We start from the raw sequence: 240 nt of genomic DNA, 5'->3' as shown, positions 1-240 counted from the left end.
CATTCGGGGCACAGCCCCGGGCAGTCGTCGCTGCACAACGGTGTGGCCGGCAGATCGAGCGCAACCGCGTCGATGATCGCCTGTTCCAGATCGAGCTTGTCGTCGACGATCCGGTGCATCTCGTCGGCATCGGTGGTCTCGTCGGTGACGCTGTCCGGATAGGCGAACAGTTCGGTGAGGTACACGCTCGCGGTGCCGGTGACGGGCTCCAGGCAGCGGACACACTGACCTTCGGTCTCG

1 protein-coding gene is annotated in these 240 nt (G+C 65.4%); it reads right to left on the bottom strand.

Translation table 11 applies throughout. From position 1 onward, the window contains the following. Positions 1-240 (bottom strand): YceD family protein (locus tag SB717_RS39170; protein WP_410908685.1); only part of this gene is annotated, 240 nt, incomplete at both ends.

Source organism: Priestia sp. SIMBA_032 (assembly GCF_046535215.1).
GTDB lineage: Bacteria > Bacillota > Bacilli > Bacillales > Bacillaceae_H > Priestia > Priestia aryabhattai.
Note: the sequence above shows the minus strand (reverse complement) of the source record. Positions and strands in the feature narration are given on the sequence as shown.